This window comes from Psychrobacter sp. TAE2020 (genome assembly GCF_018919485.1).
Classification (GTDB): Bacteria; Pseudomonadota; Gammaproteobacteria; order Pseudomonadales; family Moraxellaceae; genus Psychrobacter.
Genome location: NZ_JAHLMU010000001.1, coordinates 403,716 through 429,925, shown reverse-complemented (window position 1 = coordinate 429,925; position 26,210 = coordinate 403,716). Strand labels below are relative to the sequence as shown.

The window sequence follows — 26,210 nt, the reverse complement described above, 5'->3', positions numbered from 1 at the left end:
AAAATGCTTACATTACAATATATATCATTCGAAGATCATCAAGACTTCGCTGATTTTGAATTAAAAGGTTATGATGGTTTTAATTTGATGATCAACTTACTATTAGGTGATGAGCTTGGAAGTGATATATATCATTTTAACTTAGTTAATGATTACGAAAAAAGTTCTGATAAGATTATTATTGAAAATAAAAATATTTACTTCAGAGAGAAAGGTATATTCGTAATGGAAGTATTTAATAAACATGATTTACTTTGTTTTATCAAGGACTTAGTAAAAAAAAGTACTCTTAATAAAGGCTTAGATGAACAATTGGTTAGTTTATCAAAATATTTTCACTGGGAATTTGATAACTATGTTCCGTATGTCGAGTAGTATATTTTAGTATGTGGTCTATATAGAGCTTGCAATATATAAAAAAAACTAGACTTAATCAAAAGCTACAATCTCTCATGAATCGTAGCTTTTTCCATTTCTTAACACCAATAAAGGCAAAGGGTTTGCTAACAGCGACTCAGTCACTTATGCCAACAGCCAAATCAACGTCGGTGGCACCACCACCTTTAATATTGGTAACGATCTCAACGGTAAAGGGGTGGTCTTTAACACGGATAAAGTCCAAGGTCTTATCCGTGGTAACCTCAACATGGAATCGCCACAAGACACTTACGATTACGACAGCAATCAAAAGAGCGCAGGCGTTACCCTAGATGTTGACCTCATGGGTAACGGTAAAGGCTCCAGTCTCTCTGTCAATGGTGCTAAGACCGATATCAATGCGAATTCTAAAATTGTCGGACAACAAACAGGCCTCTTCGCCAATGAAGCCGATCTAATCGTTGAAGGCAAAGGTAACTTCAAAGGCGCTGTGTTTACCACATCAGAGGAAGCACAAGCCAATGGCAAGAGCAATATCGTCTTTAAACAAGGCGTCACCTCAACTGACGTCATAAACACCACAAGCTATGAAGGTGATGCATTCTCAGCAGGTTTAAGTATCGGTAAAACCAATAACAAACCACAAGCTGCTATGAATGGGCTTGGTTATGGCACAGATGGTGACAGTGATAGCAGTATTACTAAAGGCGGCGTGAGTGGCTATAACGATCCACAAGGTAATCTGACTACTGAGAATCGTGAAGCTCTTGGCGGCAAGCTTGAGAGTGTGTTTGATGCCAGTCAGGTCACTGAGGAGCTTGGGGCGCAGACGCAGATTACTAAAGAGTTCGGTAAGGAAGCACCGAAGGCGGTTGGGGACTTTGCCAATAATCGTATGAAAGCGATTAGAGCTGACACGACTTTGAGCGCTCAAGAAAAGCAAGAGGCACTACAGAGATGGGATGAAGGCGGCATTTACCGAGTAGCGGCTCACACAGCGCTTGGCGCATTAGGTACTGGTAGTATTGAGGGTGCACTAACCACAGGTGGCGTCGCTGCCGCTGCGCCAACGCTTAATGATGTACAAGAGAAGATAGCGAAAGCACTTGTAGATAAAGGCATGAGCGAAAGTATCGCTAGTGGCACAGCAAGTGGTTTGGTTAGTTTGACGCTATTAGGTGCTGGCAGTGCAGCAGGACTTGACACCTCAAGTACAGTGACTGCTACTAATGTGGATGCTAATAATAGACAGTTGCATCCGCAGGAACAAGACTTGGCTTATATTTTACTCAAGAAAGCAAAAGAGAAAGGCTGGAAGCGTGCTGATGGTAAACCTTATACCTTGCAAGAAATAGAGGATGCCCTACGATGGGCTAATAGTACAAAGTATGGCGAACAATGGACGAGCAAAAGAACAGTAAAAATTCATAAAAATGCCAGTAAGGATGGTATTAATAAAGCAATGTACGACCATGGAATAGCATCAGATTTTGATTCTAGACTGTGGAAGACTACTTCTACTGGAGAGTACACTACTATTACTCAAAATTTCAATAACATTGAAAAACCTGATACTAATCTCGTTAATTTTATTAAGGGAGAAACGAAGAGTTATGGCTATAGTTGGGTTGGTGGTGTGGTGCAGCCTTACAACGCTAAGACAACAGGACCTACTCCTGGTAAGGCTAAACCAACCACAACTGCGAAGGTAATTTCTCAAAAGGATTTTGAAAAACAATCGCAATCTAAGAATCAGGCTATTATTAATGGAGGGGGTGGGGTTGATTTACGCGGTGGCAATAGTATTCAGGCAGCATCGGACAAGACATTAAATGAGAAAGTGCTTCCTGTTGCTCAGACAGTTACTGGTGCTGGTGAAGTAGTAGTAGGTACAGGAGCGTGTGTTTCAGGAATTGGTTGTCCAGCAGGTGCGGTGTTAATCGCTAATGGTTTAGACAATATGGCTACAGGTGGGTCGAATTATAATAAAAAACCGACCGAGCAAGTCCCTTCCGCCACCTTAGATAAATTAGGTGTGCCTAAAGAAACTGCTGGTTATATTAAGCTAGGTGCTGATTTAAGTGCAGGTGGAGCAGTAGCAAATATTACTAAGCCGAAGCCTAGAACTACAGTGAATAGTGCAGCTTCGAAAGCAGAAATAGACGCTCAGCGTATTGATAATAATGTTAATACGGATAACTCAGGATTTGGTGATTCAGCTATTAGAGATTTTACTGCAACGCCTAATAACCCAGTTGTACATCGCGCAGAAAATATTAATGCAGGACAGGTAACTGATAGAGATGGTCTACAGCGTGTAGATGATACTAAATGGATAAATGACAACCAAATTGCTGAAAATCTAGGTTTGGATTCAGTACGAGAACTAGAAAGATGGGGTACGCAAAGACCTGCTTGGCAAAATGGTACAACTGTCACTGACCATGTATTGACAGAGCCAAGAACATTTCAAATGGTAGTTGATGAGAGCCAGCTAAATAAAATGAAGGAAGCTGCTAGAAATAATGAAAATCCAGCATCGAATCTTGGAGGTTGGGCAACTGATACACCTGTTGGTTCGGTTGCAGATGTTCGTAATAAACTCGGTGTTCCTGAAGAGTGGAAATCTGGCAACTTATATGTTGTTAATTTCACTGCTAAAACTGGGACTAAAGTGCGTGAAGGTACAGTAGGTGACATGTGGAGTACCGCTACTGAACAACGTTTGTCAGGAGGTGGGCATCAGGTAGAGTTTAAAGACCATCCTGCTGCAAGCCCAGGACAGTTTAAAGTAGATTTAGATTCATTAAATAGAGTTAAGGCATTAAAATGAAAAAAACATTGATTGAAGAAGTTTTGATTAAAAGTACATGCGATGATGGACAATTATTTATAGAAAGCAGTCTAGATCAGAATAAAGGTTCTGGACTATATACTCATCTCAGTAAAGGTCATAAAGTAATTTCATCTAAACGTTTTATTAAGCTAGCAGATGGTCAAGAAATCTCAATTCCAATCTCCAACATTATAGAGCTGTTACCCGATCGCACGGGATTTATTGTTATTTACAAAGAACAGCCAAGCAAGTTTAGTCAAGCTACCAGTTATCCGTGGTTTTTTAAATATCCCAATAATGCAGCTGTTTATAATGCAGATGGTAGTTTACGTTTTCAAATCAAGTTAACAGATAACCTCAAAAGTAGCTTGTATATTGAAAGTTTCGCACAAGAATCTATAGAACATCCCGATAAAAATAGTGTAACTATAAACAGTACTTCTAACCCTATATACTCCTTTTATACACTTTTTGCAGTGGATCCAACTAATCCACAGTTAATTGAAACTAGTCAAAAAATACGACGCTAAAAAATATTGTAATTATAATGAAAAGAACATTAAATATATTTTATTTTTCTAAAAGACCAGAAGTATATGCCTTATACAATCTTGAAAATTATTATTTCGTAATATTTTTGAATGGCGGTTATGGTGGCAGAGACCGAATTGTACAGATCACCAAACAAAGTTTTGAGGAGTTAAAGAGCGATAGCTATAACTTTAATCAAATTATTGATAAAAACACTAGGCTTAAAAACCTTGACCAAACACTGAAGGAATACTTGTATTTCTCCTCATCTGAACCTTACATATTATACGAAATTGATAATCGATATTTTATTGAGTTATGGAAGAAGCAAAGGACTGGTACAAGTCAGGCCGTAAAGATTGATGAAAAGAGCTTCAATCAATTATTGGATGAAACTATATTACCAAGTCATATATTATAAGTTAGTAGAACTATTACTCTATGCAACTAATAATTGAACTTATTAAAAAGCTACGATGTCTAATACGTATCGTAGCTTTTTTGTCATGAACCCAAAAACAGGCAAAGCATCAAGAGTTTATCAATCTTCAATTGCGCCAACTACTAATCCTTCTGGAGTGACCAATGTAGGTAATGCGACTCAAACTGCGCTACAGAAGCAGCAGTAGGTTTAACAGGTTTAGGTATAGCTGGTTGTGCAGCGACAGAAATATGTTCTGAAACTGTTAAAGCTGGTTTGAATAATGCGCAGGAAAATGCTATTGCTGCCGCTGAAGAAGTCAGAAAAGCTACTAATGCTATACTTGCTAAATCTAAGGGTAATGATCGAGGTAACGGGCAGAATGCGTTTGGAAGTTCTTCGCAAGTTGCTTCTACACCGCCAGATCCTGATGATGATGGCGATGGAGGCATTAAATTAACTGGAAAAGGTAAGAGGAGTTTAGGTAATCTAACAAATTTGAAAGATAAGACGGTAGCAGACGCAATACGTTCGCGAGGTGGTACTGGTAGCAATGTTAATAAAGTCGAAAGTTATCTAAGAAATGAGAAAGTAGGCGAAATTGCAAATAGAGCAGCTAGAGGTGATCCCGATGCTGTAACGGCTCTGAAGCTAATAAAAGATGCTAAAAGATTAAGCCAAAAAAGGTAATAATTATGAACAATAGTGATATGTTTGAAGACAAGATTAATGTAGATGGTATTGTAAATATACTATCTATGAGGTTTTATATTGATGAAGACATGCCCGACCAAATTAAAGGTGCGCCCGACCAAATTGAATGCATTCAATTTGAAACAGACGTCTTAGGCACTATATATTTGAATGTAAACAATGATACTGATGAGTTATATTGGTCAATTGAAAATCTTATGTTGACAAGTTCATATAAGTATATGGAAACAAAAAACCCTTTCTCAGCTAATAGTTTCACTGTTTTTTATTATTGGCATATGATTAACAATACTGGTTCTCATGACGCTATTCAGTTTCATGTTAGAGTAGAAAATAAGGATAAAAGTCAGCTATCTTATTTACAATTTATGGGTGCAGCATCAACTATATGGTGTCATGAATTTGGCAAATCAACTAATTATATACATTCAGAATTTTAAAATAAGTGATGACTAATTTGGTAAGCATTCATTAAAGAAAACGGATAAAAATGATAAGTATAGAGGATGTAGTAAACGATGAAGTTGAAAACGATGTTTTCGTTATGCCCTACGAAATATATGATTTGGACTATGGAAAAGTAATAAACTTTAATAGGATGAAACATCAAGCAATATTAAACTCTAACTATTATTATGGTGAGGACAGTGAAGAGTCTGATATAGATATCTCTCTAACTTCTTATTACGGTTTGTGCGCATCATTTAAAACTATACCAGACTGTTTTATTTTAGAATTAATTAGAATCATGATTGTTGATCTTGAATCGATGAGCTTTGCATCAATGTTTTCTGAAAACTTTAAAATTTTTGATTTGCAACTTATGGAGAAATATCTAATGTATTTTAATAATTTATACATTAGAGCAAGTAGTGATGTAGTGAGGAGTAATATCAAAATGTTTGTTAGCACTGTATTTCAAGATGGTAATAAACTAAAAGATGATAAAGTTTACTATGATAGTTTGCTTACAGATAATAATTTAGTTATATTGAATAATTTAAGAGAATAAATTTGACAGTAAGACAGTTATGAATAAGTAGTTTTATCATAACGAAATAATGCAAATTTATTATGCATATTAAGCTATTAACAACAACGAATAATATATCCAAAAGCTACGATATAAATCTTTATATCGTAGCTTTTTTTATTTTTAAGTTATCAATTTTGCCGCCACTATAGAAGCCATACAAGAAGGCGAGCTGACGAATTCTGTTGACAACAAAGACACCCTCAATCAGCTTAATGCTGCTATCACCCAAGGCACTGATGCTGAGGGTACGCAAATCAGTCTGGTAGATGATCTACGTAATGTAGAAGGCAATAGAGTCCAAGGCACAACCAACGTCATTAATGGTACCGATACTTATATTGCTACCGATAGTATGGGTAACGTGGTCGAAGTCATCAACCATGACGCCGCTCATCAAAACGGTCAAGGAGAATTTGCAGCTGATGTGATAGGTCAAACAGGCAACAGTGCCTTTAACTTAGGCAAGTGGGCGAACAGTGGCGCTATTGCAGAAGAGCGTACAACGATCACACCAAAACCAATCACAACTACTAACGATGCTAAAGCCCAGCAAGAGCAACTCGCAATTGACAAGGAGAAGTTAGAGACTCAGCAGGATGCTGGCGATGCTTTTGATGATGGTGGAATCTACGACGGTACTGTACCTGGTTACTCTGGCGAGTGGGAGGACATGAAAAATGTATGGGGAACTAAAACTCGACCTATAACAGAGAAAGATTTTGATAAATTCGTAAAAAGTATGTCTAAGACATTAGGATTTGATGTAGAAGATGCTGCAATCCATATTTTTACGCCTTTGATGGCTGGGTCGGGTTCAACTGCCAATATGGTCGTTAGTATAGGCAAAAGTGGTATTATAATTTCAAATAAAGGTAGAGTAGTCAAGCAGTATAGTTCTGCTTATCTTGCTAAACTAGCTGCTAGTAGAAAGGCTAGCAAAAGTGCAGCTTCTGACTTGCCTTCTACAAATATAGGCTCAAATCTACCTGTAATCACAGGTACTCCTATTAAACAAGCAGGAGCAGCTAAAAATTTAGACTTTAGTAAGGTATGTAGTGGCACAGTATGCTTTACCGCAGGCACGCTAATCCATACTATAGATGGTACAAAACCCATTGAAGCTATTGAGCGTGGCGAACTGGTTTGGTCGAGAGAAGAGTTTGGTGACAAATATGATTATCGACCTGTCATTGACACCAAGGTTACGCCTAATTCTGCTATCTTTGAAGTTAAGATAGAACACGACAACGGCTTAGAAGAAACCATCAATACCACAGAAGAGCATCCGTTTTGGATTGACGGTGAAGGCTGGCGTAAGGCATCTATTTTAGAAGCAGGGATGAAGCTACTTGATAAGCATGGTAAAGCTACTGCGACAATAATTAGCCAAACTGCTTTAGATAAGAATGAAACGGTTTATAACTTTGAAGTACAGGACTTCCATACTTATCATATTGGTGAAATAGGTCTTTGGGTACACAATGCTAATTGTTGTGAAATTGTGTTGCCATCAGTACGATCATTTGAGCAAGCTAGAAATAAAGCACTTCAACTGATTGATGATGTCGCTCCTATGGGTAATTCAAATCCAGTAATAGGAAGATTAGAAGTCAGCCAGGGGTATGGTAAGGTTGTGGGTCGCCAATCACTTGATGGTAAAGTCAGATGGCGATTAGATTATGATGATACTAAGGGATTGCATTTTAATGTGGAGGATTTTAGAAACGGCAAAGGAACAAACGCGAAAAAATATGCTATTCCAATAGAAGGAGGAACTGAAGTCGACTTCGTAAATTATCTCAAACAACTGAATAGGTAATAGACAATGAATATTCTACTTGAAGAAGCAGTTGAAGCTCTTGATAATGTTAGAATTTTAACATCAGAACAGTCAGCAAATATATTAAAAAAATTTACTAATTCCTTTCCGTTTGAGTCTAGTGGATGCGGAAGGATTGATTGGAAAGCTATCGATAGTAAAGTTGTGCTAGATGATATAAATAATATTAGAAGAAATCTGACTTTAGACTTAAGTTCTTCGTGTTTTATTATCTGGAATGATAATTCTTTGCCAGTCCTAGAATCTAAGTTAAAAGACGTTATAAGTTCTTTCGATGATGTAACAGCTGTTAGTTTTGATACATGGATATTTATACCAGAAAGTCTAAACGTTATTGAGAGCCTCTCTAATAGTTTAAAGATGACAAAGAAATTATGAATGACATATAGATGGCTTAATCTTTATCAAAGCAAAAGGAGTTAAATAGAATGAATACCGATGTCTTGAGTAGGTTTGATGAGATTTACTATGATTTAAATAAAATCAATATCGATGATGTTCATATAAAAAATAGAGATGAAACAAAAATTAAATTTAATTCACTAAACTTTAAAGATGCTAAGCCTCAAGAGCAAAGTTTTCATGAGTATTTTTTTTCTCCTTTCAAAGATAATCAACCCGAAACCTATAAGGTTTTATCAGGTGTAAAAGAAGAGTTCTTTTATGCTATTCAAAGAACGGCCAATCCAGAGGTATTTTCAGATATCACAGCGTCTGGGATCAATATTAATGGCATTATCATTTACTTAAGATATTCTCCTTATATCTCTGATGATGCAAAAGAAAATGAATTTAATTTACCAATAGAGATTATCAAATCATGGTTGTGGCGTAGCGCAGGTTGGTATATTTCCGACGGAGTAAACTATGGACCAGTGGCACCAAGTGGCCTGCCCTCTAGTAATAATCCACCGTTAGTATTTCTTTGTCCAGATATTGAAGGAAAGAAAAATGAGGCTAAGAAGAAGGTCGCTTTTTTAGAAGAGAAGTTTCAACGGCCTTCTTTAGTTGACTATGAAGATGACGATAGTTATGCCACTCATTTTCAACTTCGTGCTTTAATCGATACTAGGTTTAACGGTTTAGAGCAAGAGAAGAACTTTCAATTATTCTCTATTACTAATCATATTCAAAAGGATATGTTTTTTATCCAAGACCAAGATGTTTATAGTATTAAGAAGCTTATCAACCCAGCAGAAGCAATAGATAAATACGCAGCTCATTTATTGTCGAGGCAAGAAGGCTTTTTTGATTTTAGAGATTATGGAGAGGCTTTTCAGTATTAAAATAAGTATTATGCATTTTATGAAGCATTTAGGCTGAATGGAGCTTGCTACATCCAGAATCTTAAACATATTTAATAAGATTTCTTTATCTAACTGCAAAACTGTACTTGCCCCTGCCGAGGGACGAGGCACAAAGCTAACTATTAAAGAAAAATAGCCCATGCCTCGCATATTTCACGACCTTTAAAGAACCCAAATCTACAGGCCAAGCTTCTTATTTTTATTGCTTTTGACAAGGCACCCAGTTCACTGCCACCCAAGCGGGCGGCAGCACATACATACTAGGTAACGACATTGACTTAGGGATAGCCACTAGCACTACCACCACCACTGAGACTGCACAGAAAGAAGCCATTGGCGGCGAAGGCATCAAGCTGAACAGCGACAGCTTACAACTTGGCGCTGTGGTCCGTACCGATACCGAAGATACTAAGACCACCACCACAGGGACTAACCAAGGCGTCACTATCAGCAGTGACAACATCGTCGTCTTAGGTGATATGACTGATGGTAGCCTCACCACCACCGCAGCCAAATTCAACGCTAATCAACAGACAGGTAGCTTATTGATTGGCGCTAAGACCACCGTCTTAGGGGGTGTTGAGGACACCGAAACCGTCACCCAGAGTAATAAAACCGACACCACTCGAATCAGTGTTGACGTACATCACGCAGCAGTAGATACCATCAGCGCTGCTGAACAAGTTAAAGAAGCAGGCTCAGCGCTTGCCGCTGCCAAGAATGCGCTTAGCGATGCCAAAGATCGCGCCACACGAGGTGAGCTCAGCTCGGATGCTATTAAAGACTACGAGATCAACCTAGCCGCAGCCACCCTTAATCTCGCCAATGCCCAAATCAACTTAGGTAGCGTCGCCGCTGGCGCTGCTAACACTGCTGGCACCCTAGGCTTTAGTGCCACCGCCAATGCCGAGAACACTCGAACCACCACTACTGAGACTCAAGCCCAAGGACAATGGCAAGGTACTGAATTAAATGGCGCTAACGCTACCTTTGTAGGCGATGACTTTACGAGTGTCGGACTCCAAGGCAATATCGGACAGCTTAATGTTGATAACTTAAATAGCCTCAATCTAAAAGCAGGCACCAACACCAGTAGCAGTGATAGCAGCAGCAAAACCAACAGCCAAACAGGCAGTATCAGCACCACAGGTAATGCCAGTGTCGGCATCAGCACCCAGCAAAGCCAATCTCAAAGCCAAGAAAATACCTACACCAACAGTGAGCTCAATGTTGGTCGTTTTGACGGCTACGCAGGCACTACTAACTTAACCGGTGGCCGCATCAACGCAGGTGGCGGCGACTATGCCACAGACAACCTCACTATTGAGACCGTCCAAAACACGGCCAGTAGTAGCAATAGCAGTTCAGGGAGCAATCTAGGTATCAACTTCAATAGCGGCCTCCCAAGCGGTGGCAGCATCGGAGCCAATAAAGCCCAAGGCAATAGTCAAAGTATAACCGCTGCTGAGCAAAGCGGTATTGTCTACAATGGTGACAACCACAGTCTCACCGCAGGCAGCACCATTAACACAGGCGGCATCATTGCCAATATCCAAACTGATGCTGACGGCAACCAAACCAACGGCACGCTTAACTTCACTACAGGCAGTCTGGTCACTAAAGATCTTGTCAACACCGCAACCCAAGAACAAAAGAGCATCGGTGGTAGTCTCAGCACAGGTAAAACCGCAACAGGGGTCAGTCTTAACAATGTCGGTCTTCAACTGGGGAACACGGGTCAAGACTTTGAAAGCGTCACCAAAGCAACAATTGGACAAGGTGCTGTAGTCACTAGTGATGCCAGCACAGGCAATGACAGTTTGGCAGGGGTCAACCGTGATGCATTGAACACTGAGATCATCACCAAAGACATGCAAACAGGTGGCCTTGATGTTGATACGGGTATCGATACTAGAGTGTTTACCCAAGCAGGTCGAGAGGAGATTGCCAAAGAGCAGAGGGAGCTTGGGAAGAACACTAAAGGCGTGGCTGCTATCACTGGCACCGCAGGATTAGCCGTTCCCTCTATCGCAGCAGGCTTACTAGACAAAGGCAATAGTAACCCTGACAGCCTGAATAAATCAGGTATTGATAAAGCTAAAAACAACGTCACTCAGCTGATCAATAACTTAGAAACGGGCATGAGTGATAACACCGTTAATCTTGCCGCCACCGTAGAAGCTATACAAGAAGGTGAGCTGACTAATAGCGTTGACAACAAAGACACCCTCAATCAGCTTAATACCGCTATCACTCAAGGTACTGACGCTGAGGGTACGCAAATCAGTCTCGTTGATGATTTACGTGACGTAGACGGTAACAGAGTCCAAGGCACAACCAACGTTATCAATCGCACCGACACTTATCTTAGTACAGATAGCATGGGCAATGTGGTTGAAGTCATCAACCATGACGCCGCTCATCAAAATGGTCAAGGAGAAGCCGCTGCTGATGTCATGGGTAAAACGGGCAATAGTGCCTTTGACTTAGGAAAATGGGCGAATAGTGGCGCTATCGCGGAGGAGCGCACGACGATTACGCCAAGACCAATCACAGCGGTTAATGATTCCAAAGCTCAACAGGAGCAACTTGCAAGTGATAAGGAGAAGTTAGAGGCTCAGCAGGATGCTGGCGATGCGTTTGAGAATGAAGCTGGATATCGATGTACAGGTACAGGTCTTAACATGAGTTGTAGTCATCCTAGTGACAGATACTCAGCGCAGGGTCAAGCTAAACTAATATATCCAAATGATAAAAATAAAAGAGACGCATACATTGCAGCTCATGAAGCATCAAAAGGAACTGGCGTTAAGAACATCGCAAAAGGTGTGATAGCGTTTGCCACAAATCCAGATACAGTCGCTACTGATTCAGTAAAAGCAATAGCGCAATTAATACTTCATCCTGTTGATTCCTCTATTGCTATGAACAATGCAATAGTGAAATGGCAAGCTGATTATGAGAAAGCAAAGTTGACTAATCCTGCTTTAGCAGGAAGAATGCAGGGTGAATTATCTAGTATACTTGGTACAGAAGCAGTAATAGCTTTGACAACTGGAGGAGCTGGAGCAGTAGCAAAAACTGTCAAAGTCGCTAACCAAGCTAGTGTTGATGTACGTTATAATAACCCGCAAGAGTATCGAGAATACCTCGCCAAAGAAGCTGGAATTCCTAAGCATATCAATCCTTTGAAACCTACGAATGCGTATGGATTGGACTCGCAACAACTTAGAACCTATTTTGAAATAAATGGTTATCATGTTAATTCTGTAAAAGAAAAGGCCAAAGGTTCAGGTAATGCTCAAGTTTATGCCATAAACAATCATCCTGAAATAGCAAAGATACAACATAGTCCATCAACAAGTAATCTTCCGCTTAAAGAAAGAAGTCAACATGAAGGGGAATATATTAAGTTTGAACTTAGAAAAGCAGAAAAAGATAAGGCTGGCTTCATCAGACCAGCAGTAAAAGATGCTTATGGTAATACAAAAATTTATGTTATTGACCCTAAGACATTTGTAGGTACAGCTAAGTACTCAACTTTCTATAACCAGCAGGGGCAAAGACTTCAATACGTCAATGGTAAATACAAGGTAATTAAATAAATGTGTAACTTAGATATATATGGTAAGGCTGAAATAGGAAAAGGAATAGCAGGGATTAAATTTGGAGATAGAATAGAAAATTTTTTACCTTTAGTAAAAACTGTTGTTGATGGAAATAAAATACCTTGGACTACAGATATTTATATAGATAATGAAAGTGTTTTAATGTACATCGTTCCTAACGATAATGGGAATATAATATATTTCTCTAACCCTGAGCTTAAGTTGGGTTTTAACGCACAGGGTAGCTTGGATGTAGTTATTGCTGGTAAGGGTTATAAAGGAGAGGTGTTTGAGGGGGGAGTAAAGATAGGTAGTCGAATCGGTGATATAAAACACCCTCTAGTTTTGGATGATAGTGAAGATGTTCACTACTTAATGGATGAAGATGGAGAGGTCATTCACGGTATTTATTTTGTAGCAGATGGCTTAGAAGTTGACGATGATCCTGATCAAAAGATTCAAGAAGTTAGAGTTTATAATCATGATTTGAAATGAATACAATTTGCTTTTTTATACAAGGAAGAACATGGAATGTGCAGTAATGAGTGTATATGAAATAGATTTTAGCGCTGATATAGTGCCAGGTAAAAGTATTGCTGGTTTTACTATTTCAAATCAAGACTGTGACGATGTAAGAAAAGCATTAGAGAAACTTGACAAAAATTATTATTTTGAAGATAACGGCGATTATATAGACGTTTTTAGCAAAGACAAACAAAAATATACCAATAATGATATTGTAATGAGTTTTTTCTTTAACTCTGATAAGAAGCTCAATTGCATCAATGTATTTAAAACAAATAATGATAATCAGTATAAGGGTAAAATACTCGGAAAATATGGCCTTGGAGACAAGGTTATAGATCTTGCCGAATTTGGTGAGCTTGAAAGAACTTCAACAGGTGAGAGTTTCTTATTGATAAATAGTGATAATAAATATGGATTAAGTGTATCGAATGGTTTAGATGTATCTTTAGATGAAGATCCAAATCAAAATATTGCTGTGATTAGTGTTCACTGTCTTTATTAGTTAACAATAGTTTCTATGCTCTCTTATGTATATGAGTTAGTTTTACAAAATGTTTAGTTTATCAAACGGTTGATAAATAGCTATCTCGCATACGATATGTCAGTTCATATAAAGTTTAACTTGTTCAAAAGCTACGATTTTCATATCGTAGTTTTTTTTATTTCACTAAATTAAAACCAAACCCTCTCTCAAGCCATTCAAGACCTAAAAGCCCCTGCTAAAATGGCACAAGCCATTCAAGACAATCCTGAGATTGGCGCAGTCTTACAAGGCTATCAACAAGGCGACTATGACGGACTACTTAACAGTCAAGCTGCTCTACAAGCATTGGCTGACAGTACAGGCGTCAGTGTCGATGTTATTATCACAAGAATTACTCAAGAACTACGTGCAAAAGGCGCAACTGATGGTCAACTGGTTGCTATAGATCAAGATGCTAGTAATCGTAAAGATGTCATCAAAACCACGGCACATGAGCTTGATCATGTACGAGGCGGTAGTAGTGAAACATTAGCTAATCTAGCAGGTATTGCCGCAGACTTAAACGTCTCAGCCAGTATGGATGCCAATCAAGATGAGATAGATAGCTATAAGCCTGCTCTAGGCAATGGCAAAGATGCTATCACTCAAGCTGAGAACAAGCAGCTGCTTGATAAGAATGATATAACGCTGATTACGGCTGTTGAAAATGATCCTGAGAGCTTTGATTATGCTGTTTCTTGGAAGCAGGAATTTCAATATCTTGGAAGGTTTGTTGACAATGACACTGCTAAGGCCTACATGGCTATTGATAAAAGCCAAGAACAGGCTCATTTCAAAGGATCACAAGCGGCGCTCAAGGAGTTTGGAGAAAATATTGTTAATGCACCTGCTAATATTAAGGCTTTGTACCAAGCGACCAAAGATGATCCAATTGCAGTTGCCATCGAAATAGGAAAGGCCCTAAAGAATTTACCTCCAGAATATTATAATATGGGTAAGGACATTACCTATGCTTCCCTTTTAGGTAATAAAGATCAAGACTTCTATGATGCAGGCAAAGCAAGTACAGCGATAGCTTTAGAAGCTGCTACAGCAATTATATCGTCAGGTGGCGCAGTTGTCGTTAAGAAAGTTCAAGGTAGAATAGTAGGCGTTGAGATTAAGCCACCTAGTCGCAATCCTGACAGAAAACCTGATAGATCTAATAGCAATGCAGATTATAACGCTAATAATAGCAATAATCCAAACTCAAACAATAAGTCTAATTCTCAAAATACTACTATCCTAGGTAATGATAATTATTTTGATAATTTCAATAACGATGCGCCTGACACTAGAGATTATACTGCGGAACTACAAGCAACTAAAGATAAGCAGAAAGCGGCAAGTGACAAGTATGACGCTCAAATGCAAGCTGAAAATGCTAAAAGAGATGCAGAGTGGATTAAGATGCAGGCTGAAACCGATGCGCTCTTAGCTGAATCAAATAAGGTGTTGAGAGAAGCAGAAGCAGATGTTCGAGTTAATGATAAAATTGCAGAAGCAGATCGTATTAAGGATGATTTTAACCGTTCTAAGGCGAATAGAACGTCTAGTATAAATAGCTCAACTAACGGCGTAAACTCTACTCCAAATACTACGGTTATCAATGGTATTACTTATTACAATTTACCTGAAGGTGGGTATACAACAACGAAGCCTTCGAGTTCTACTCCAAGCTTGAATCTCAATACTGGTTATAATCAACCTCCGACAAACTATGCTGATAGGTCTAATAGTACTAGTGGTATTAACAACGTCTCAAATAATAACTTGATTGCAGATCCAACATCTTATAAAGGAGTAAGAGATCCTTTATATCAACCTCCTGAACATCCTGACTATCCAATTACTTCATATATTATTCCAGATGAAGGATTGACGGTAAATATGGCAATTCATAAAAACCAGATAGATCCTAAGACAGGTCAGGTTCTTCCAGATAGAATAGGAGGTTATACTACAAAAGATGATATTTTGAACGTCGAACAAGTTCATTCAGATTTGGCTGTTAAATCTCCTGATTGGGGTCCTGAGAAAACGCACATACAGCAAATACAAATTTTGCCAGGTACGAGAGTTCAAGAAAGTGTAGTTGGTCCTCAGAAAGGTAGTGATGGTAAAATCTATGAAGGAGGCGGTAATCAGGTAGTACCTTTGGTCAAACCCGATGATAGATCTAAGGTTATGATCCCAATAGGCACTGCTATACCCCTACCAAAAAAGAAATAAGGAAATAAAATGGAGCTCAATGATCTTGAAAAGACTACTTTATTAGAAAGTTTTGAAATTGACTTCAAGTATAATGATGTTGTGTATATTGAAAATTTCGATTATTTTTTTATTTTTAATAAAGAAAGGTACTCCGATGATACAGATTTTTTGGCAAAAGTATATAATAAGGAAGGTAGCTACGTATTAACTGTGCCGTTTCCTTATGTAGAAATCTATCATAAGGAAATCAATGTTGGCTATAGGTGGAGCTGGGAAGTTGAGAACGGACTAAGAATCGTGTTTAACACGAATGAAATGATCATAGATGACTTTTGGTATGAATTTGACCTAGTCCAACGCAAGTATACTAGTCATGGGAAAGCTTATTAAAGCTAATATACTACGACCTCTTAAAGAAATTGTTTTGTCATTCGAAAATCAGGTTATTATAAAAGATATGAATAAAGCCACCAAAGAGCCAATCAAACCAACTAATGGCGAAATTGAAGAAGCGTTAAATTTTCCAAATGGTTGGGTCTATTGTATTCATCCTGACTACTCTACTGATGGAGACGTACCCCCAACAGCTATTATTGGAGCTTGGAAAGTAGATGCTAATGGGAAAATAGTTGGAGAGTTCATTCATAATCCAAACTATATAGAGCAATGATTGTTTAAAGAAACTTAATTCTTTGACCTATGCTGTCAAATCCGTAGACATTAACTTGGGAGATTGATGAAGAAGTAGGAATATTATTCAATACTGACGATAGAAATATGCGCGACTTTTGGTATGGATTTGATTTAGTACTACGCAAGTATACAGGTCATAACAGAGCCTACTAGAGATAGAAAAATATCATCTTATGTGTATATGCAAATTAAGTAGCGGTTGTATTTGACTAGATTGAAACTTGAGCTAATTAGGCTATGTAAATGAAATCAAGTGAAGAAGTAAAGCGTCTACTACAGAATAGCACTATGAAGAGTGATCGTTTTTTTTTCAACAATTATAAAATTGATTTTTCAAGGGTTGGATTGCTGAACTCTCAAATATACAATGGCATAAGTATTTTAAAAAATAATGAAGTATATATTTATAAGGTCGTAAATAGTAAGGATCAAATCATCTCTACTGATACACCTGACTTTTATAGAGTTCAGGTTTTTCTAGATCAATATAGAAATACGGCTAAACCCTTGCCTACTATTAATCCGAGTACGCACCCACTGCGCAACCATTGGTATGAAAGTAGTGAAAAATTAAAAAAAGCAATGAGTATTATGCTGATGCCTTTAGATAGCTATGAGAACTTTATAGTTAACGTAAGACTAGCTGAAGAGACTTTTGATAGGACGATTATCTATCCCGAGATGGAGTTAGGTAGTATAGCTACGTGGTCATTGGGAGATACCAAAGCAAGCGATAATTGTATTACTGTCAATTCAGTAGGAAATGATGAATGGCAGTTACTTTATTGGGAGAGAGGTAGCTCTAAGGTTATCCTGACAGTATTTGCTGAAAAACACGTTTATGAGTTTTTTATGAACGAGTATTTAAATGTAGTTTAAATTTATAGAAAACGACCAATAAGAACCAAATATTCTAATAAATAAAAAAGCTACGATACCTCATGTATCGTAGCTTTTTTTATTTGTTGTCATATCTCGACTAGCCGTTCCCTCTATCGCAGCGGGACTGTTTGATAAAGGCAATAGCAACCCTGACAGCCTAAACAAATCAGGTATCAGCAAAGCCCAAAACAACGTCACTCAACTGGTTAATAACCTAGAAACAGGCATGAGTGATGATACGGTCACCCTTGCCGCGACTGTAGAGGCTATACAAGAAGGTGAGCTGACTAATAGTATTGATAATAAAGACACCCTCAATCAGTTTAATGCTGCTATCACTCAAGGCACTGATGCTGATGGCACACAAATCAGTCTCGTTGAAGATTTACGTAATGTAGAAGGCAATAGAGTCCAAGGCACAACCAACGTCATTAATGGTACCGATACTTATATTGCTACCGATAGTATGAGCAATGTGGTTGAAGTCATTAACCATGACGCGGCTCACCAAAATGGTCAAGGAGAAGCCGCTGCTGATGTTATCGGTAAAACAGGTAACAGTGCCTTTAACGTTGGTAAATGGGCAAACAGTGGTGCAATTGCGGAAGAGCGCACGACTATCACGCCAAGACCAATTACTTCTACTAATGATGCTAAAGCGCAGCAAGAGCAACTCGCAATTGACAAGGAGAAGTTAGAGGCGCAGCAGGATGCTGGCGATGCGTTTGAGAATGATGATGGTACTTTTATCAACGGTAGATGGACAACCCGTGATAATGCCATCTTGATTCGTGAGGCAATGAAAAAATATCCTAATAGTCCTGCTAATCAAAATGCTTATATACAAGGTAAGCGATCTGCTACAGGCTCTGGCATTGCTAAAGCAGGTAATGATTTAGCAGAATTCGCCGCTGATCCAAAAAGTGCGATTACTAATTCCTTTAGAGGAATGATAAACGTACTAACCGATCCGAATAAAGCGGGTCGAGATATGAGAGCAGCTATCATCCAATGGAAAGGTGATTACAATAAAGCATTAAAAGATAATCCAAGACTTGCAGGTCAAATGAGAGGTGAGCTTGAAGAAGCGGTAGGAATGGCCGTAGCTGGCACTGTCATGACAGGCCCAACTACTAGTGCAATAAAGTCATTGAGGGCGACAGGTAAATTTGATATCAATACAAAGAGAACTACTACTATAATTTACCGTGATAAAACTACAGGATTGAGTACGGTAGAAGCTTATTCAACCAATTTAGATATTCATGGGACATTAAACGTAAGGGATCAAGGTAAATTTAAACCAGCCGAAGCAGCAACTGGAGCACAATTAGAGCCAGTATTAGGTAAAATGCAGCCTTATAGTGGATCTACTCTTGGAGCTAACCCTGATTGGGTAATTACTGAGGGAGTTAATAAAGGTAAAACAGTAGATGCTATGTATACTACGAATAATTTGAAAGATTCAGAAATAAAAGGTCTAAACTACGGTTTTGGTATTAACTTTAAAAAGGGAACCGAGATAAGTCAGATACAAAAGCATCTTAGTAAGGCTGATTTCGTAACAATCGATTTCAGAGTTCTGAATAGTCAGAATCAGAAAATTTTTACGGACTATGTTAAAACCCTACCTAAAAAGCAACAGGACCAGATTATTATTATTCAACCACCAAAAAAGTAGCAAACGACCCTATTAAAAGTATCAATAAATTATTTTTTTATTTGATAAAAATTTAACTATCTATACAGTAAATATAATATAAAGGTGGTAATTATGTCAGTTTTTTCTACAAGATTTATATATGTTCTATAAACTCAAATTTATATTCGATAAAATTTAAGAATTGTAATTTATCTAATATTAAAATTTACTTTTACTTAACAAGCTCTAACACAATATTTTTTAAGTCAATTTTTTTAGATAGTATTGTTTATAATAACTGTACTACAAGTTCGAGAATATTTAATGATTGTGAATTTAAGAATAGGAACAATATTAATGCTCAAAACATTATAATTGCGAATTAATGATGATGAATAAAACAAAAACATCAAGGATGCTCGAAGTTTTACAAACGGTCAGTGCGCAGCTAAATCCATTGCCTAAGCATAGTTTGGCTGGGCATGTGGATAAACAAACTCGCCAATGGTATGCCGTCTTTTTAGCGTCGCTTCTGGCAGATACTGGGACAGTTAGTAAGCTGCAGAGTGAATACTTCACCTCACTATTAATCTCTTTGGATATTGACGCCGATGTTGGTTATTATCTTGAGAGAGCGAGTAGGTTAGATGACCAACAAATAATAGATCTCATTCGTCTGCTAGATAGTGATAGTACGGATGCATTGCTATTTGATGCTCTAGTACTATTGCGTATTGATCAGCCTTTATCAGAGAGTCAGGGTGAGCTACTAAGCGCCGTAGCTGATGTCTTCTCTGTGCCTGAAAATAGCATAACTTTAGCTAGCTTTTGGGCGACTAAAGCACTGGATGTTGATGACGATAATTTTCGAAAATCGGTTTTGTATCAAAAAGCTGAGAAGTTAGCAGTAGATAAGAAAATTAAACTAACAACCCTTGAAAGTTTCAAGTTCACTTTAGCTCATCAAAAATTTATTTCTAAAAATCAGGTAATTGGTGAGTATTCGCATCGAAATGAAATAAATTCATTTGGTGGTTTTTTTTATGAACAGCCGAAACTAGAAATTTTTAAAATCGAAAGTACTATTTTAGGATGGCTAGTAGATACGAAAATCTCTACTTCAGAAGATTTAGCTCAATATTTAGTTATTCCTTTACCCAAATACTTAAATAACTGGTGTAGTTTTTATGCCAGTGCTTATGCCTAATCAATTATTTATCTCTATTTTCATTATTCTTACCAAATAAGCATACATATTTTAATATATAGAATGGACTCTCTTTCATGACCACTACTTTTGATACCCACTTAGAGCGTTTAAGCAGCCTTAGTACGCATATTTTACCTTGGCAAGATAAGTTCCCTGCATCCTATGCTGAGCTACAGCATATTAAAGGGATGTATGGCGAAAAATTAAAGCGTTTCGCAGAAGATGAGCAAACCCTGAATATCGCTATTATGGGTCAGGTAAAGGCTGGTAAAAGTAGCTTTCTGAATGCTCTGCTATTTGATGGTAAACCAGTCTTGCCAGAGGCATCGACACCTAAAACGGCTAACCTCACTCGCATCAGTTATGCCGCAGCGCCACGTCTTGAGGTAGAGTTTTATAGTGTTGAGGATTGGCAGCGTATCACTGAGCAGGCTAAAAGTAACCAAGACTATCAAGAGGTAAAAGTAGCCAAAGAGCAGATGCTAATGATAGAAGAAGCGGGGATAGATGCTCAAGCTATTATTCAGCAAGGCAACTATGTGCATGAGAGTGATGAGCTTGAAGACATCATGCGGGTATTGAATGATTACGCAGGTAATGATGGTAAATATACGGGTCTAGTTAAGATGATTCGCCTATATCTGTCCTTACCTGAGTTGGAAGGCTATAACATCATTGATACCCCAGGTATGAATGATCCTGTAGTCAGCCGTACGCAGCGTACCAAACAAGAGATGGCCAATAGTGATGTGGTGTTCTTTCTATCTCGTGCGAGTAACTTTCTCGATACAGCAGATACGGATTTGCTCAGTAAGCAATTGCCTGAAGCAGGTATTAAACGTCTAGTCTTGGTCGCGGGTCAATACGACTCTGCTATTGAACAAGACGGCTTTGATCGTGACTCATTGGCGACTACTGAAGCTAACTTACAGAAAAGAATTGTATCTAGAGCACAGAATGATATCAGTAAACTAGCTGATGAAAAAGATAAGGCGGGGATGGGTAAGACGGCTGAGATATTACGCAGTATCGCTACCCCTGTGCTATCAAGCACTTATGCCCATGGGTTTGCTAATTGGGATAGAACCCTCTGGAACCATAACATGCAGCATGTCTTCGCGCAGCTAACAGAGATGGCAGAAGACGAGTGGGATGGCTATAAATTTACTCAAGAGGATTGGCAGCGTATTGCCGGTTTTGTACCGCTGCAACAAGCTTATCAACAAGCTAAGGCTGACAAAGAAAAGGTTATTGCAGAGCAAAAGGCGGGTTTGTTACCTGAGGCAAAGCTGAATTTAAAAAACTGGCTTAATGAATATTATGAGCAAATAAATCAGCGTATTATTACCCTTGAGCAGGGTGATATGGCTGAAGTAGAGCAGCGGCAAAAGCAGTACCAAAATAAGATTATGGCTATTGGCACTAAGTTAGAAGACGTCATAGAAACCGCTATTCGTGAGGCGCAAGAGCGGCAAAAAGAGATCAGCCGTGAGTTAAAACAAGGTATCCAACAAAATAGCGAGCTAAAGACGCGAACAGGTACAGATACCTATGAAGATTCCTATGAGGTGAGCACATCAACTTGGTATAAGCCGTGGACCTGGGGGGCTACTAGCACCCAGTGTATTACCAAGACTGTCAATTATGAGTATGTCTCCTCTGGTGACGCTATTGATCAAATTACCAATTATGCTCACCAGTGTGAAAGCGATATTGAATATATTTTTTCACAATTGGTCAATCCTAATGATATCAAAGCCAAGCTTAGAAAGTCGCTACTCGATAGCCTAGATACTAAAAGTGCTGACTTTGACCCTGCACAGTTTAAAAACTTAATTAACCAGAGCATCAGTCAATTACAGCTCCCTGAGTTAAATATGGATATTGGAGATGTGGGCAGCATTACCAGTGCCAGTTTTAAGGGGGAAGTGCGCTCTGAGGACGACAGAAGAGAACTCAAAAGACAGCTAAATTCGGCTCTTAAGGTTGTCTTCGAGAAGTTGAATACAGAGTTCGTTAGTTCTGTAGGGCTAGTGGTTGACTCGCTGAAAGCTATTAAACAAAACTTAGAGGCTAATCTAACCCAAAAATTGCAAGATGAGTTAGAGCAGTTAAAAGCTGATATGCAGGATAAGCAAACAACTTTGACGAGCTACCAAGAGTTAACGCAAATAGTTGAGGCTCAAATAGAGTAGGGAGCGCTCAAGAGGTTTTAGCTTTCACTTTGCTCAGCCTAAAGACCATACGATATGGAATGCTGTGTGGTTTTTTTATGGTTAGTGATGGGAGCAAAGGAGTTATTAGCTTAGATGGCAACAATACCTAAGTATGTATATATACAACTATGCCAATTATTAAATTGCTGCCTATCGTAAGCTGATAGGTCGCTATGGTATGTGTTACTACAAAGTTGACCAACTCTTAAAAAATAAAGTATTTTTAGACTCAGCCATGCTGCCAAATCTATGTATATTGACTTAGGGGGTTTTGGTTACGTAGCCTGACGATAGAAGTCGAACTATATCTGTCTTGGTGTTTTATAGCCTAAACCCCTTTAAATCCTAGTTCCATTTCGAGCATAGCTTTTGTCTTGCGTCGCTGTAAAGCAGTGCTTTGCTATTCCTCATTGTAATCTAGTTCGATATACTTAGTGATATCGCTGATGACTTCGAATGTTGTTTTGTAGTCTTAGTGAGACACCAACTCATTATTTAATATGCCCCAGAAGGTTTCTATGGGCACGTTATCAAAGCAATTGCCACGCTTAAATATTGAGCCTTTCAATTTATACAGCTTGATGATCTTGTGGTATGCGTGGCTACAGTACTGACTGCTTCTATTAGAATGCACAGTCAGCCGTTGGTTGGGTAGTTTGTTCTCGATTGCCATATTGAGTGCACGGCATACTAAATTAGCGGCCATTGTCTTAAACGCAGGATCGCATGCCTAGGGTGACAACTTAAGCTTGTCTGGTCACGGATACCGATTGGTTGACCAATTCTATAGATCCAAACGCGGTTAAGAACGCGACACTGGATGCGTCGGATCCAACACCGATGCGGGCCATCGTGTTGGCATCTGCCATGCCAGTCGGATCAATGAGGTGCCAGTTGCCTGCAAGATAGACCTCTGCCACGGCATGAAAGTCCTGTGGCGTCACATCGGGCGCATAAACGCTGGCGAATCTGGCCGGTATCGACGATGCGCGCGCTAGTGTCACGAGAACATGCGCGAAGTCGCGGCAGACGCCCTGACGTTGAACGAAGGTGTCAAGCGCGGTAGTTTGTGCGTTGCTCGATCCGGGCACGTAGCTAAACGTCGACTCGATCCAATCGCGCATTGCGGCAATCCTTGCGCCACCTGTGAGATCGCCAAACTCTGCGTCCACGAAGGCTTGGAACTGGTCTGACGGGCAATAGCGAGACGGCATCAAATGCTTGATTGCCTCTCCGGGCAAAAGATGGAGGGGCGCTTGAGGCAGCGTCGATATATCCAAGGCAGGACGGTCAACGGCAATTTCTGCGATATAAGTACAGCTAAAATCCCCTTCGGCGCGGATCCAAATTCGCTCTCCTATGCCATCATCGGCGGCGACCCGTGAAAAATGCGCAACGTCTGATGTCCAAATCTCGGCCGAACTCACCCGCTGATCTGTAAGATCGGCGGCTTCGATCTGAAGCAAAAGGTCCATAGGTTCGGAGAGCCGATAATGGAGTTTGACGTTAAGTTTTAGGATCATGTTCGAACTCCGTAAGGGTATTGATCTGGTAGGCTGACGATCGTGTGAGGCTACACCTAAGCCGCGCATGTCTATCGAAACCGAGATTTTTTGCAATGAACCGCCCCGACTTTATCAGAGAGTGGTTTACTTGAGTCAAGCAGCAATGCCTGACAGGGTTAAATTATCATAATACCGCTTTTCAAACTAAAAAGGTGAGACATAACCAGTAGTATTATGCAGTCGGGCTTTACTAAACCATTCCATCCATTCAAGGGCTGCTAGGTCAACATCGTTCACCCCATGCTACTACTCTTTTAGGTACTCAATCACCTCAGACTTATATAGCCCGTTGAAGGTTTCAGCCAAGGCATTATCGTATGAATCGCCTGTTGTGCCAACGCAAGCAATCACGCCGTAATCAGCTGTTTTATTCGTATAGCGAATGGATAGATACTGAACGCTGCCCTTGTTCCCATAACAGACGTTATAGTAAATAAGTCTATAGCGAAAAAAGAGTGAAAAAATTAGTCTTCAAAAGGGTTTGGGCTATAAATCACTAACACAGATGCAGTTTTTTATTGTCGTTAATGCGTAGCTAAAAGTGTAAAGCTTCTGAATTAATTCTTACGGTTTCTTTGGCATAGCTCATTTTGGTCTTCTAATATACTAGATAGAGTTAACGATAAGACTGGTTAACGAACTATAAAAACCACTACAACCCCAAAAAATAAGCACAAAAAAAGCCCCACTTCTTATTATAAGAAGTGGGGCTTTCCGCTTTGCATCTAATGATACATAAGCCATATTTGGAGCGGGAAAAGAGATTCGAACTCTCGACCCCAACCTTGGCAAGGTTATGCTCTACCACTGAGCTATTCCCGCTAATCTATCGACTAACTATCGCTAGATGATGTTGGCATATTATACGCAGTTTTTTTGGCGTGTCAACAACTATTGTTAAAAATTCATAAATGATTATAGATTTTGCCATTTCAGCTCTATTAACTTAAGTGCGTTAGCGACATCTAAAAATACAAAGCCCTAGCCAAGTTTTATCACTTAGCTAGGGCTTTGTCTGAAACTAACTTTTTAAACACTTATAATAGTGGTTAAATAGTAATGCTTAAAAATGATATTTGATCAAGGCACTTGGAGCACTTTGGGTCTCATCAGTACCGAATTTGTTTTTCCAGTAGCTGTATTCCATACCGACTTCTAAGCGATTATCAATACCTAGTGTTTTTTGTAGGTTATATTTAATCTGCGGATTAATATGCAACTGATCTTTTAGGTCATCATTGTTAAATGAGTAATCTACATAACCATCAACAACGAAGTCATTCTTTTCCCAACCGTAGGTCAAAGTAATCTGTTGATCGTTGGCGTCATTAGGACCAGAATTATTGTTAAAGACTTGATATAGTGAAGCAGAAGCGTATTTCATGCCTGGAATTGGAACATTTAAGTCTGCCCCAACACCAATAAGATAGTTATCTTGGCTAAAACCACCACTATTTGAGCCAAACTCATACTGACCCGCTAAGTTAACCTGCTTAATAAAGCTATTGTCAAAGGTGGCAAGCTTAATTTTAGGGGCAATCTCACCATAAGTTTCTCTAAAATCCTTGCCATTAGCACCTTCATCGCCATGAATGCGGTCAACGAAGAAGAATACGCCGCCCCAAGTATGAGTAGAGGCATGTTCTAGAGTCATCACTGCTAGAGCGTTATCATCTTTGTTAGGGGTTAACTTAAAGTTATCACCGTATAGGCCAGTGATACTAGTACCACCAAACAGCATTTTAGCATTAGCGCTAGTCATACCACTTAGAGCAATCACAGCAAATGCTGCAGTAGCTAATGGTTTGATAAAGGATAGTTTAGTAGTAGGTAAGCTTATTAGATTAAAACGCACAGTGTAACTCCCTTATATACAGTCGTTAGTTCCCTAGCAGACTCGGCTATAGCGGCGCGTAAAAACTGGTTTTAACTTCCTGTCAAAACGCATGATGACCGCTAGGGGATAGATAAATATAGTGTCAATGAGTAATAAGAAATAGCAATAACGTCATAAAGAATAAAAATTCATGTAATAACTGTCAATATTTTCTAACAGCCAAACATAA

General features: G+C 39.0%; 23 protein-coding genes, 1 tRNA gene and 2 pseudogenes. 21 read left to right on the top strand and 5 right to left on the bottom strand.

Annotated features, from left to right (window positions below):
• The first annotated feature begins 3 nt into the window (after window positions 1–3).
• The 11 genes and pseudogenes from KPY62_RS01685 to KPY62_RS01635 all read left to right on the top strand — a co-directional run bounded on the left by KPY62_RS01685 (window position 4) and on the right by KPY62_RS01635 (window position 9,042).
• Window positions 4–375 (top strand): Imm8 family immunity protein, encoded by a 372-nt coding sequence (locus KPY62_RS01685; protein ID WP_216580540.1) that lies wholly within the window; start codon window positions 4–6, stop codon window positions 373–375.
• Window positions 376–487: 112 nt separating this feature from the next.
• Window positions 488–3,211 (top strand): annotated as a pseudogene (locus tag KPY62_RS13640) (hemagglutinin repeat-containing protein); the annotation flags it as partial.
• The gene (locus KPY62_RS01675; RefSeq protein WP_216580539.1) at window positions 3,208–3,744 is read left to right on the top strand and encodes a hypothetical protein; all 537 of its coding nucleotides are present in this window, start codon (window positions 3,208–3,210) and stop codon (window positions 3,742–3,744) included. The pseudogene KPY62_RS13640 and the gene KPY62_RS01675, both read left to right, overlap by 4 nt.
• A gap of 17 nt (window positions 3,745–3,761) precedes the next feature.
• Window positions 3,762–4,166 (top strand): hypothetical protein, encoded by a 405-nt coding sequence (locus KPY62_RS01670; protein WP_216580538.1) that lies wholly within the window; start codon window positions 3,762–3,764, stop codon window positions 4,164–4,166.
• Window positions 4,167–4,221: 55 nt separating this feature from the next.
• Window positions 4,222–4,374, top strand: coding sequence for a hypothetical protein (locus KPY62_RS01665; RefSeq protein WP_216580537.1), 153 nt, complete (start codon window positions 4,222–4,224; stop codon window positions 4,372–4,374).
• 68 nt (window positions 4,375–4,442) lie between these two features.
• On the top strand, window positions 4,443–4,856 hold the full coding sequence (locus KPY62_RS01660; protein ID WP_216580536.1) for a hypothetical protein: 414 nt from the start codon (window positions 4,443–4,445) through the stop codon (window positions 4,854–4,856).
• A 5-nt stretch (window positions 4,857–4,861) separates the two neighbouring features.
• Window positions 4,862–5,320, top strand: coding sequence for a DUF6334 family protein (locus KPY62_RS01655; RefSeq protein WP_216580535.1), 459 nt, complete (start codon window positions 4,862–4,864; stop codon window positions 5,318–5,320).
• A gap of 50 nt (window positions 5,321–5,370) precedes the next feature.
• Entirely contained in the window at window positions 5,371–5,892 is a 522-nt protein-coding gene (locus tag KPY62_RS01650) for a hypothetical protein (RefSeq protein WP_216580534.1), read from the top strand.
• Window positions 5,893–6,277: 385 nt separating this feature from the next.
• Window positions 6,278–7,735 carry a polymorphic toxin-type HINT domain-containing protein gene (locus tag KPY62_RS01645; RefSeq protein ID WP_324033713.1) on the top strand — a complete coding sequence of 486 codons (1,458 nt, stop codon included), beginning with the start codon at window positions 6,278–6,280 and terminating at the stop codon, window positions 7,733–7,735.
• Between the two features lie 6 nt (window positions 7,736–7,741).
• A complete protein-coding gene (locus tag KPY62_RS01640) occupies window positions 7,742–8,134 on the top strand; it encodes a hypothetical protein (RefSeq protein WP_216580533.1) in 393 nt (130 codons plus the stop codon).
• A gap of 50 nt (window positions 8,135–8,184) precedes the next feature.
• Window positions 8,185–9,042 (top strand): hypothetical protein, encoded by an 858-nt coding sequence (locus KPY62_RS01635; RefSeq protein ID WP_216580532.1) that lies wholly within the window; start codon window positions 8,185–8,187, stop codon window positions 9,040–9,042.
• 220 nt (window positions 9,043–9,262) lie between these two features.
• Here KPY62_RS01635 and KPY62_RS01630 read toward each other — a convergent pair whose 3' ends face one another.
• Complete coding sequence (locus tag KPY62_RS01630; protein ID WP_216580531.1) at window positions 9,263–9,412, bottom strand: hypothetical protein; 150 nt, start codon at window positions 9,410–9,412, stop codon at window positions 9,263–9,265.
• Window positions 9,413–9,446: 34 nt separating this feature from the next.
• On the opposite strand from KPY62_RS01630, the gene KPY62_RS01625 reads away from it, so the two are divergent.
• From KPY62_RS01625 to KPY62_RS01580, 10 genes are all read left to right on the top strand, one after another.
• A complete protein-coding gene (locus KPY62_RS01625) occupies window positions 9,447–12,668 on the top strand; it encodes a beta strand repeat-containing protein (protein ID WP_216580530.1) in 3,222 nt (1,073 codons plus the stop codon).
• Window positions 12,669–13,166: a hypothetical protein gene (locus KPY62_RS01620; protein WP_216580529.1), complete on the top strand. Its 498-nt coding sequence runs from the start codon at window positions 12,669–12,671 to the stop codon at window positions 13,164–13,166.
• 31 nt (window positions 13,167–13,197) lie between these two features.
• On the top strand, window positions 13,198–13,701 hold the full coding sequence (locus KPY62_RS01615) for a hypothetical protein (RefSeq protein ID WP_216580528.1): 504 nt from the start codon (window positions 13,198–13,200) through the stop codon (window positions 13,699–13,701).
• Between the two features lie 222 nt (window positions 13,702–13,923).
• Entirely contained in the window at window positions 13,924–15,954 is a 2,031-nt protein-coding gene (locus KPY62_RS01610) for a hypothetical protein (RefSeq protein WP_216580527.1), read from the top strand.
• A gap of 9 nt (window positions 15,955–15,963) precedes the next feature.
• A complete protein-coding gene (locus KPY62_RS01605) occupies window positions 15,964–16,326 on the top strand; it encodes a hypothetical protein (protein ID WP_216580526.1) in 363 nt (120 codons plus the stop codon).
• Entirely contained in the window at window positions 16,310–16,606 is a 297-nt protein-coding gene (locus KPY62_RS01600; protein WP_228730526.1) for a hypothetical protein, read from the top strand. Before KPY62_RS01605 ends, KPY62_RS01600 begins: the two co-directional genes overlap by 17 nt.
• Window positions 16,607–16,872: 266 nt before the next feature.
• On the top strand, window positions 16,873–17,508 hold the full coding sequence (locus tag KPY62_RS01595) for a hypothetical protein (RefSeq protein ID WP_216580525.1): 636 nt from the start codon (window positions 16,873–16,875) through the stop codon (window positions 17,506–17,508).
• A 229-nt stretch (window positions 17,509–17,737) separates the two neighbouring features.
• Window positions 17,738–19,192: a hypothetical protein gene (locus KPY62_RS01590; protein ID WP_216580524.1), complete on the top strand. Its 1,455-nt coding sequence runs from the start codon at window positions 17,738–17,740 to the stop codon at window positions 19,190–19,192.
• Between the two features lie 346 nt (window positions 19,193–19,538).
• Window positions 19,539–20,360: a hypothetical protein gene (locus tag KPY62_RS01585; RefSeq protein ID WP_216580523.1), complete on the top strand. Its 822-nt coding sequence runs from the start codon at window positions 19,539–19,541 to the stop codon at window positions 20,358–20,360.
• Between the two features lie 77 nt (window positions 20,361–20,437).
• Window positions 20,438–22,558, top strand: coding sequence for a dynamin family protein (locus tag KPY62_RS01580; RefSeq protein WP_216580522.1), 2,121 nt, complete (start codon window positions 20,438–20,440; stop codon window positions 22,556–22,558).
• A gap of 323 nt (window positions 22,559–22,881) precedes the next feature.
• Here the strand turns inward: KPY62_RS01580 and KPY62_RS13635 are convergent.
• The 4 genes and pseudogenes from KPY62_RS13635 to KPY62_RS01560 form a co-directional block, all read right to left on the bottom strand.
• Window positions 22,882–23,291, bottom strand: a pseudogene (locus KPY62_RS13635) (hypothetical protein); the annotation flags it as partial.
• Between the two features lie 31 nt (window positions 23,292–23,322).
• Complete coding sequence (locus tag KPY62_RS01570; RefSeq protein WP_216580520.1) at window positions 23,323–24,102, bottom strand: transglutaminase-like domain-containing protein; 780 nt, start codon at window positions 24,100–24,102, stop codon at window positions 23,323–23,325.
• A gap of 789 nt (window positions 24,103–24,891) precedes the next feature.
• Window positions 24,892–24,966, bottom strand: a tRNA-Gly gene (locus KPY62_RS01565).
• A gap of 241 nt (window positions 24,967–25,207) precedes the next feature.
• A complete protein-coding gene (locus KPY62_RS01560) occupies window positions 25,208–25,999 on the bottom strand; it encodes a DUF5020 family protein (protein ID WP_324033709.1) in 792 nt (263 codons plus the stop codon).
• Window positions 26,000–26,210: the final 211 nt, after the last annotated feature.

What these genes read in the sequence shown, in the direction of transcription:
- KPY62_RS01685 (WP_216580540.1), top strand. Translation starts at nt 4, where the DNA reads ATGCTTACATTACAATATATATCATTCGAAGATCATCAAGACTTCGCT.
- KPY62_RS01675 (WP_216580539.1), top strand. Translation starts at nt 3,208, where the DNA reads ATGAAAAAAACATTGATTGAAGAAGTTTTGATTAAAAGTACATGCGAT.
- KPY62_RS01670 (WP_216580538.1), top strand. Translation starts at nt 3,762, where the DNA reads ATGAAAAGAACATTAAATATATTTTATTTTTCTAAAAGACCAGAAGTA.
- KPY62_RS01665 (WP_216580537.1), top strand. Translation starts at nt 4,222, where the DNA reads ATGTCTAATACGTATCGTAGCTTTTTTGTCATGAACCCAAAAACAGGC.
- KPY62_RS01655 (WP_216580535.1), top strand. Translation starts at nt 4,862, where the DNA reads ATGAACAATAGTGATATGTTTGAAGACAAGATTAATGTAGATGGTATT.
- KPY62_RS01650 (WP_216580534.1), top strand. Translation starts at nt 5,371, where the DNA reads ATGATAAGTATAGAGGATGTAGTAAACGATGAAGTTGAAAACGATGTT.
- KPY62_RS01640 (WP_216580533.1), top strand. Translation starts at nt 7,742, where the DNA reads ATGAATATTCTACTTGAAGAAGCAGTTGAAGCTCTTGATAATGTTAGA.
- KPY62_RS01635 (WP_216580532.1), top strand. Translation starts at nt 8,185, where the DNA reads ATGAATACCGATGTCTTGAGTAGGTTTGATGAGATTTACTATGATTTA.
- KPY62_RS01630 (WP_216580531.1), bottom strand. Translation starts at nt 9,412, where the DNA reads ATGCCTTCGCCGCCAATGGCTTCTTTCTGTGCAGTCTCAGTGGTGGTG.
- KPY62_RS01620 (WP_216580529.1), top strand. Translation starts at nt 12,669, where the DNA reads ATGTGTAACTTAGATATATATGGTAAGGCTGAAATAGGAAAAGGAATA.
- KPY62_RS01615 (WP_216580528.1), top strand. Translation starts at nt 13,198, where the DNA reads ATGGAATGTGCAGTAATGAGTGTATATGAAATAGATTTTAGCGCTGAT.
- KPY62_RS01610 (WP_216580527.1), top strand. Translation starts at nt 13,924, where the DNA reads ATGGCACAAGCCATTCAAGACAATCCTGAGATTGGCGCAGTCTTACAA.
- KPY62_RS01605 (WP_216580526.1), top strand. Translation starts at nt 15,964, where the DNA reads ATGGAGCTCAATGATCTTGAAAAGACTACTTTATTAGAAAGTTTTGAA.
- KPY62_RS01600 (WP_228730526.1), top strand. Translation starts at nt 16,310, where the DNA reads ATGGGAAAGCTTATTAAAGCTAATATACTACGACCTCTTAAAGAAATT.
- KPY62_RS01595 (WP_216580525.1), top strand. Translation starts at nt 16,873, where the DNA reads ATGAAATCAAGTGAAGAAGTAAAGCGTCTACTACAGAATAGCACTATG.
- KPY62_RS01590 (WP_216580524.1), top strand. Translation starts at nt 17,738, where the DNA reads ATGAGTGATGATACGGTCACCCTTGCCGCGACTGTAGAGGCTATACAA.
- KPY62_RS01585 (WP_216580523.1), top strand. Translation starts at nt 19,539, where the DNA reads ATGATGATGAATAAAACAAAAACATCAAGGATGCTCGAAGTTTTACAA.
- KPY62_RS01580 (WP_216580522.1), top strand. Translation starts at nt 20,438, where the DNA reads ATGACCACTACTTTTGATACCCACTTAGAGCGTTTAAGCAGCCTTAGT.
- KPY62_RS01570 (WP_216580520.1), bottom strand. Translation starts at nt 24,102, where the DNA reads ATGATCCTAAAACTTAACGTCAAACTCCATTATCGGCTCTCCGAACCT.